This window comes from Edaphobacter sp. (genome assembly GCF_035532915.1).
Classification (GTDB): domain Bacteria; phylum Acidobacteriota; class Terriglobia; order Terriglobales; family Acidobacteriaceae; genus Edaphobacter.
In genome coordinates this window covers 1-8,436 of record NZ_DATKQC010000310.1, presented here as the reverse complement: position 1 = coordinate 8,436, position 8,436 = coordinate 1, and the positions used below count along the sequence as shown (strand labels likewise).

General features: G+C 60.1%; 5 protein-coding genes and 1 tRNA gene. 3 read left to right on the top strand and 3 right to left on the bottom strand.

The window, feature by feature from the left end; translation table 11 throughout:
- Together VMU57_RS14685 and VMU57_RS14680 are read left to right on the top strand one after the other, a co-directional pair.
- Positions 1 to 1,555, top strand: a 1,555-nt coding sequence (locus tag VMU57_RS14685; RefSeq protein WP_325384697.1) for a S9 family peptidase, incomplete at its 5' end; no start/stop codon positions are given.
- A 333-nt stretch (positions 1,556 to 1,888) separates the two neighbouring features.
- Positions 1,889 to 4,258, top strand: a complete 2,370-nt coding sequence (locus tag VMU57_RS14680; protein ID WP_325384695.1) for a hypothetical protein — start codon at positions 1,889 to 1,891, stop codon at positions 4,256 to 4,258.
- A 419-nt stretch (positions 4,259 to 4,677) separates the two neighbouring features.
- Here VMU57_RS14680 and VMU57_RS14675 read toward each other — a convergent pair whose 3' ends face one another.
- From VMU57_RS14675 to VMU57_RS14665, 3 genes are all read right to left on the bottom strand, one after another.
- On the bottom strand, positions 4,678 to 6,495 hold the full coding sequence (locus tag VMU57_RS14675) for a hypothetical protein (protein WP_325384693.1): 1,818 nt from the start codon (positions 6,493 to 6,495) through the stop codon (positions 4,678 to 4,680).
- A gap of 97 nt (positions 6,496 to 6,592) precedes the next feature.
- On the bottom strand, positions 6,593 to 7,273 hold the full coding sequence (locus tag VMU57_RS14670) for an anti-sigma factor family protein (RefSeq protein ID WP_325384692.1): 681 nt from the start codon (positions 7,271 to 7,273) through the stop codon (positions 6,593 to 6,595).
- Positions 7,270 to 7,950: a sigma-70 family RNA polymerase sigma factor gene (locus VMU57_RS14665; protein WP_325384690.1), complete on the bottom strand. Its 681-nt coding sequence runs from the start codon at positions 7,948 to 7,950 to the stop codon at positions 7,270 to 7,272. The genes VMU57_RS14670 and VMU57_RS14665 overlap by 4 nt, the downstream gene beginning before the upstream one ends.
- A gap of 213 nt (positions 7,951 to 8,163) precedes the next feature.
- Here VMU57_RS14665 and VMU57_RS14660 point away from each other — a divergent pair.
- A tRNA-Ala gene (locus VMU57_RS14660) sits at positions 8,164 to 8,239 on the top strand.
- Positions 8,240 to 8,436: the final 197 nt, after the last annotated feature.

The window sequence follows — 8,436 nt, the reverse complement described above, 5'->3', positions numbered from 1 at the left end:
CTTCCTATTCGTTGAAAACGCCACCCGCAACGCCGGAGCGCTCGCCGCCATGAAGCCGTGGAGCGGCGTCATCGGCGAGGACGGCATCGAAATCCAGCGTGTAGCTGCGGTAAATGTGGCCGACGGTACCGTCACGCAGCTCACCCCAGCCAATCTGCATGTCTACGAGTTCGACTGGTCGCCCGATTCAAAGCGCCTTGCCTACGTCGCCGCCAATCCTCCCGGCGAAAACAACTGGTGGGTCGCCCAGCTTTATGTGCAGACAGCAGAGAAGGACGCAACCCCACAATCGATGCTGAAGCCAACCGAAATCTCAGGTCCCCTGCACAACCTTCAGATCGCCGTCCCCCGCTGGTCGCCCGACGGCAAACAGATAGCCTTCATCGGTGGCCTAATGAGCGACCAGGGCTCCACCGGCGGCGACATATATTTAACCCCTGCCACAGGTGGCCAGCCACGGAACCTTACTCCCGAACGACCCGCGTCAGTAGCCTTCATCCACTGGCTCTCTCCCAAAGTCATCGGCCTCGCCGAGCACGTCGGCGGCAGCACCCACATCGCCTCCATCAGCGCAGAGACAGGCAGCGACGCCAAGACAGTCGATATCACCCTTCCCGAAACCATCTGGGCAAACGAGCTGGTCATGAGCATCTCCACCTCGAAGACCCAAAATGTCGCGCTCGTCCGAACCTCCTTCGAGAAAAGCCCCGAGGTCTGGGCTGGTCCCATCGAGCATCTCAAGCAGATCACCCACCTCAACGACGACCTGAAACCCCTCTGGGGCAAGGCTGAAGACATCCACTGGAGCAACGAGGGATTCAACGTCCAGGGCTGGCTCCTCTACCCGGCAAATTACGATCCTGCAAAGAAATATCCCCTCGTCGTCTATGTCCACGGAGGCCCCTCAGCAGCAGTCACGCCTCGCTGGCCCAGCGCTGGCTATGGTGGCGTCCCCTTCTCCGCGCTCGGCTACTTCGTCTTCATGCCCAACCCGCGCGGCAGCTTCGGCCAGGGCGAAAAGTTCACCCAGGCAAACGTCAAGGACTTCGGCTACGGCGACCTCCGCGACACGCTCGCCGGCATGGACTTCCTCGAAAAACACTTCCCCATCGATAAGTCCCGCGAGGGCATCACCGGCTGGAGCTACGGCGGCTTCATGACCATGTTCGCCGTCACCCAGACCACGCGCTTCAAAGCAGCCGTAGCGGGAGCTGGCATCAGCGACTGGAAGAGCTACTACGGCGAAAACTCCATCGACCAGTGGATGATTCCCTTCTTCGGCAAATCCGTCTACGACGACCCAGCCATCTACGCAAAAAGCTCTGCCATCAACTACATCAAAGACGCAAAGACCCCGACGCTTCTGGTAGTAGGCGACCGCGACGGCGAGTGCCCCGCCCCGCAAAGCTTCGAGTTCTGGCACGCCCTCCGCGCCCAGGGCATCAAGACCCAACTCGTCGTCTACCCCGACGAAGGCCACCACTTCGTCAACGCAGACCACAGTCGCGACGTCCTCGAACGAGCCCTCAGCTGGTTCGAAACCGAGATGCCCTGAAGGCGAGGGAATAGGGCTTAGGGAACGGGGGTCAGTCAATCTCCATCTATGCCGCTCGATGCCGAGGCAAGGCAGAAGAAGAGTCTTTACCGGCACCGTCCTCGCCTTCTATTCCCTGATCCCTGATCCCTGATCCCTCCCTGTCATTTGCTTCCCGTCCATGCACCTTTTACACTGGTGCTTCGGTAATTCAGAGTGCGGTGAGACCGTTCAACTGAGGGTCCGGTTGGGCGGGGAGGTTCAATGCGTAGGTTCGTAGGCTTAGTAATTCTTCTTCTTTTCACGATTCCTTTTGGTATCTCGATCTCAGGTTGCGCGAAGAAATCTGCGACCGTGGCTTTTTGTAATGGCGGAGACTCCGGGCCTCAGGTTGGCCAGTTGACGACCATTACGCTGACGCCGAAGGTCTACGGCGTCTCGCTGAATTACGGCACCATCGGCCAGATCGCCGCGCCGACCGCGACCGATTGCAAGGGCAACACGGTCAGCGTTCCGTCCTACACCTATGGGTCTGCCGATACCTCCCAGACCGTCGTCGATATTCAGCCCACCACCGGCCGCATCTGCGCTGGTCACTGGAACCGCAACTCCGGGGCCGGCGTCGCCGACTTCACTTATTGCATCGCGACCAACAAAACCGGGACCTTCTCGGTCATCGCCAGTGCCGACGGCGCAAACAGCAATCCATTGCCGGTTTATGTGCACCCCGTCGTTACCAGCGTGGTGCTGGGTGCTCCCTCAACGACTCCAGCAGACTGTATGGGAAGCGATCCTGCGACTAACTGCAGTCCCGCGGCCTACTCCACATCACCGACGAGTTGCACCATCAACCCCAGCAACGGTTGCTGCACCCAGCCTTTGGCGACCAGCACCGCCTATGTCTCCAATGCCTGCCTGTCTCAAGGAACCACGGGGCAACTCGCCGCTCGCGTCTACGCCGGCACCGGAACATCGCTCAAGAACATCAGTTGCCAGGTTGGTCATCCGAGCTACACGCCGCAAACTTCATCGGTCGTGACCATCGACGAAAACGGCATCGCCACCGCACAGGCCCCCGGTTCGACCATCATCACCGCCAATCTGGCCAATGCCGGCAGCTCGGCAGGCTTCTTCTCCACCTGCCCCCCGAAGACAATCACACTCAGCGCTCCTGGTTTTTCCAGCAACTCCGCAAGTGTGAACCCCAACAATCCTCTTCCCCTGAGCACTGTCGTGACAGACAAAAACGGCACCGTCCTCACCGGCCTCACGCTGGAGTTCGTCTCGACCACTCCGGCGACCATTCCCGGCGCCTCGACCATCACCCCGCTCTTTCCCGGCGCCGCCGGTATCACTGCCATCTGCCAGCCTCCATCCTGCAATCCTTCGCCGTTCAACCAGATCGGCCTCTTCGGCAACGGAACACCGGTCCTCTCCAACGATCTCAACGTCACTTCAATCGGCAAGAACAGCACGGCACTCTATATCGGAAGCCTTAAGTCGCAGTACATCGTACCCGTCGACTTCACCACCAACGTGGTCGGCAACCCGGTGCGCCTGCCTTATGTCCCCAACTCGATGGTCATCAGCAATGATGGCACGTCGATCTATATGGGCAGCGCGAACGAGTTGATGACCTTCAACGCCCTGACCAACAGCCTCGCCGGACAGGACACCACCGTCATGGGTAAGGTACTGGCTGTCTCGCCCGATAACACCACCCTGATCGTTACCGACCCCAGCCGCCAGTTGGTCTATCTCTACAGCTCAACCGGCAGCACCTCCACCGCTTCCGCCATTCAGACTCAGTACGGCGGCATCGGAACCAGCGCCGAGTTCTCCCCCGACAGCCAGACCGTTTACATCACCACTGGTGGTCTGGACGCCGCGAGTGTTCCTGATGCCAATGGTTCGTGCCCCGCAGCCGAGGCAAATATCTCCGGCTCCTGCGTCAAGCCCGGCAACCAATTACTGGTGCACTCCGCCCTCACCGGTTGGTCGAGCATCACGCTCGGCGACCAAGCAACCGACGTAGCCGTCACCGTGCCCAGCGCTGGCGCCTTCCTCGCCGGAACCACCACCGCAGCCCGCGGCCAATGCCCTGTGACGACCACCACCACGGTGAATGGGCTGCCTTCCACCAGCAACGTCTTCTACCCCGATGCCGGTGTAACCGCGCCTGCGACTGATCTAATCGCGGCAACCAACGACGGCCTTCATATCATCGGTGCCACCGCAGCGAGCGACAGCCTGATCGATCTCACCATCCAGAACGGCGGCGTCCCCATCGGCGAGTGCGATCCTGCAGGAACGCAGTTCCACGTTACTCCGGGTGCTCCCCTGACCCTGGCCGGTGTCGTTCCCACCGCCATCACCGGCGTCGATCCCACCTCGGATTCGAGCGTCGCCTTCGTCACCTACAGTGGCACCGGCGGAGTCGTACCCTACTACATCCCCGGCACCGGAACCATCGCCAACATCCCACTCCTCCAGCCGTCGACGGCAGCCACTGCTCCCATTGCTCCTGTGGCGGGAGTGATCAGCGCCGACAACCTGACCTTCTTCGTCGGCACCTCCGGCGACAACGAAGTCCACCTCATCGACCGCACGACGCTGGTCGATCAACCCACCAAGGCAATCGCTCCCAACCTGCCGCCCATTCAGGGCAGCGGCTCCGCCGTACCCAACCTGCTGGTACAACGCCCAAGGAAGAGCACCTCGTAAGGTCGTACGCCGCATCAACAAATGGCCCGCCCAGAAATCCTCTGGACGGGCCATTTTCACGTCTCAAGACTCTATTCAGTAAGGCTGAAACTTCGCCTCGCCTGAAAACCACCTCTCTCCACTGCGTCGCGATGAGACCGCGCGGACCCGGTCGAGACAACGTGCTGCGGAGTTTAGAGGACGCTCTCTTAGTTTTTGATAAGCCCTAAGACCTTATCTAAAAACTAAAAAATAGCCCTCTTGGCCGAAACAGCAAACGCATTGGTCGAACCAGCAAACAGTACGTCATGCCCACCGGAGCGCAGCGGAGTGGAGAGCCCCCTGTATTGTGCCTTTGCTGTTGCCGTTGTCCTTTTCCTGACTCTATGAGGCGATTGTTCTGACAGTTTTTAGAGAGGCTTTGGCTTTCAGGACCCAGGTTACTTCGTGGGTGGAGGGCGGTAGGCGTCCTTTTCGGCCTTTCCGCTGGGGTCGATGGGAGCGTCTGCGTCGGGGTCAGCCTGTTGCTGATGGCCGGGAGCGGCGAAGGGCTGCTTGAGGCCGCTTTCGGCCGCATCCTTGGTATCGGGCTGGCTGTCGCGGACGGCCAGAGCCGCGTGATACTCCGCCAGCGCCTTTTCGCGGTCGGGCATGACATCGTAGAGGCGCCCCAGATAGATGTGGGACCATGCCAGGGTTCGCGGGTCCTTCGAAGACTTCAAGGTTTCTTGAAAATCGCCGATGGCAGCGCCGGGCTGACGCTGCATGAGGTCGACGCGGGCAAGGAGGTAGTGCGCCTGGCCATGGTCGCCCTGGGGGTCGGCAAGGACCGAATTGGCGATGGCAGAGGCGCCGTCGATGTCGCCTTTGAGGAGCTTCATCTCGGCCAGCTCCAACCCTGAGAGTTGGCGAGGTACGCGAGTGACTACGTCGTGGGTTCCCTGAGCCAGAAATTCGATCTGCTTGTCGCGGTGAGCCTCGCGATCGACGTCCATGCCGTATACCATCTCTCCGATATCGTCCTTGAGGCCGACGCTGTCCTTCTCCATCTGGCCCAGCTTTTCGTAGAAATAAGCGACCAGGACCCATCCCTGACGCATGGTGAGATCGACGTGCTGTTGGCGAACGGTCTCAGCGTGGCGCTCGTAGGCTCCCATGGCATCGCTGTACCGTCCAAAGGCGGCGCGGTTGGCGTTCGCCGCGGGCTTCTGAGGCTTGGGGATGCCGACGTCCATGGTGTGGATCTCGACGGACTTGATAAGGCACTCGGTCAGCAAGGCCGAGATATCAGACTTATAGGCGAATTCAAGCGGAGCGTCTTGCACGGATTTGAGCAGCGGAATCAGCCGCTTGATCGCGGTGCCGCGGGAATAGACGAGAGGCTCGATCTCGTAGTGGAGATAGGTGTGGCGGATCTCGTCCATGTGGACGGCCCCGAGAGGGTCGCCGGCGGGAGAGGCCACCACGATATAGTCGCTGCCGTAGACGCGCGCATTGGTCGCCGAGGGAGCGAGCATCGGCTCCAGCAGGACGAGGAAGCGGCGGCCATCGTAGCTGCTGACGGGGACGTGAAGGTAGATGTCGGTGTTAAGCACCATGCGGGTGAGCGGATCGTGGACGATCTTGAGCAGGGCCTCGTACTGGGGCCGGTGCTCGATCCAGATGTCGTGGAGATTAATATCGGTGGCGAACTTGCGCAGCAGGGGGAGGACATTGACGATCTGAGTGGAGTCCGGAGGGAGCTGGGTCTGATCAACAGTCGGGGTAAGCTCGGGCGGCGGAGAGAGGTAAAGCGCGAGCGAGATGTACTGGGCAAGATTGAGGCCGCTGTCGGTGAGGGTATGACTGCGGACGTAGGCACAGAGAGCATCGCGGCTGTTTCGGGCGTCGGCCGAGGTGGTGAGATCGGAATTGATCTCGTCGCGGATGGCCAGCCGGACGGGGCTCGATGCGGAGAGGTCCGCATCGTAGCCGCAGACGTTGAGGCCTACGGCGATGTCGAAGAGCGGCTCGCTGGTCTCGAGGGTGACGGATGCTCCGGCGTCTTCGGGCTGCGCGATGCGCGGAGGAGCAGAGGTAGGCTCCTGCGCCGGGTTGCTGCTACTGCTGGAAGACGAAGAGGACTGCGCTTGTGCTGTCGCAACGAGGGCGAAGCCGATGCCAACAGCCGCGGCGGTTCGCAGCAGCTTCAGCCATAGAGCAGAGTGCGAGGGACGGGACGACGATGGAGAGAAAGAAGGTGTGATTGACAAAGACACGATAAATTCAACGCTCCCATGGAGTTTAGGGGAGCAACAAGCTGGTTGCAACCTTTGCACCGGGCTGAGGCTTCGCTGTGGGCTCAGCTCTGTAGGTTTAGCCGCGGACAGAGACCCCGGCAAAGGTGAGCACTACCCTGCCCCGCACGGGAGAGCCGAAGACACTGGCTGGCTGGAAGACGCTCATCACGAGTTGATCGACCACCTGGTTTTTTACCGACGTGTCAACCGGGCCTGAGACGATGTTGTAGTCATAGACACGTCCCTGCTCGTTAACATAAGCCTCAACAACGATGGGGGCATCGTGGCTGGTGGCAATGGCATGCGGACTGACCGCCGAGTAGAGATAGTGAGGAACCGTGATCGCGCCGAGTGGCTCGTCGTTGGCCATTACAGGCTCGGGCGCAGCCACCATGCCGAGCAGAAGCACAATGCCGCCGACGAGTACGACCGATCCGGCAAAGCCGGCGGATACCTGTACGAGCAACGGCCGAACCGTGTTCTCCCACTTGAGACTGAAGCTGTCTTTCCAAGACGATTTCATCGCCGCGCGCTCGTGTGAGATGGCGAGACGGAGCTTCATGCCAAGATCGGCGGGAGCCTTGGCCCGGCCAAGCATGCAGAGCGACTGCTGCATGACACGCAGACCTTCGAACTCGCTCTTACAATCGCTGCAGGACTCAAGATGACGAGCGATCTCCTGCATCCGATGGCCGGGAATCGCGCCGTCAAGATAGGCCGAGAACGAAGACCGGATACTGTCGCAGTTCGTGGTCATTGCGTCACCATCTCTTCGGATGAGTGCGTGGCAAAGGAAGGCGCGGAATTATTTTGTGCAAGATTTTGCTGTGCGAGGATGAGAGCGCGCAGGGCCGAACGACCGCGGGTAAGCCGCGACTTGACCGTGCCCAGGTTGACGTCGAGAATTTCGGCGATCTCTTCGTAGGCAAAGCCCTCGATCTCGCGAAGCACGACCACAGTGCGGAAGGTCTCAGGAATCTGCCGCAGAGCAGCTTCAACGCGTTCGCGGACTTCGCTCTGCGCTACGTCGTCGAAGGGCGAATTGCCATCGTCGGCCAGCGTGGCGCTGAGACAGATGCTGTTGCCATCCTCTTCCTGATCGTAGGGCGAATCGATGGTGATTTCCTGCTTTTTGTGGCGCGACCACCAGCGCCGCTGATTGGAAGCCTCGTGCAGAGCAATACGGTAGAGCCAGGTGCGAAGGCTGGCGTCTCCATGAAAGCCGCGGATACTGCGAAAGACCTTGATGAAGACTTCCTGGGTGATATCGGCAGCGTCGGCGGGATCGTTGAGGCTGCGGGCGATGAGGGAATAGAGGGGCTGGTGATACTGGGCGATGAGGATGGCGAACGCGTCCTCGGAGCCGGCTTTGAGTTCGGCTACAAGTGCAGCATCTTCGGTGCTGACGCCTATTACGCTCGCTAAATGACCCATTACGATGCCCGCCTGCATATCGGGTGTCCTCTACAATACGACTTTTGCAAAACAACTGGCAAATCACTCAATCGAGTAAAAACTGCGCCGCCGGCGGCAGAGTGCTCGCTCACTCTATATCTTTAGACACCGGGAGATAGAGGATAAGTTCCCGGGAGACATTGACGAATATCTCCGTCTCCCCCAGAATAGAGAGAGTCCTTCCTAAAGAGTGGGCCTGTGGCGCAGCTGGGAGCGCGCTTCCATGGCATGGAAGAGGTCATCGGTTCGATCCCGATCAGGTCCACCAATCATTTCAATCATTTAGAAGCACCTCCCTTCCGCGACTTTGTCGCATCCTTGTCGCAAATTCCAAAACCACACCACGAACCGGCTTCGCCTCGGTCGTCTCCGCACGTTCTACGGTCGCGCGGTGAGCCCTCTCGGAACTCTCCTGTGCCACGGCGGCGACAAGGTTCTCGCGCTCCGAGCGAGAACTTCCTGAAG

Coding starts and splice junctions, on each gene's coding strand:
- VMU57_RS14670 (WP_325384692.1), bottom strand. CDS start 7,273: ATGACCACGAACTGCGACAGTATCCGGTCTTCGTTCTCGGCCTATCTT.
- VMU57_RS14665 (WP_325384690.1), bottom strand. CDS start 7,950: ATGGGTCATTTAGCGAGCGTAATAGGCGTCAGCACCGAAGATGCTGCA.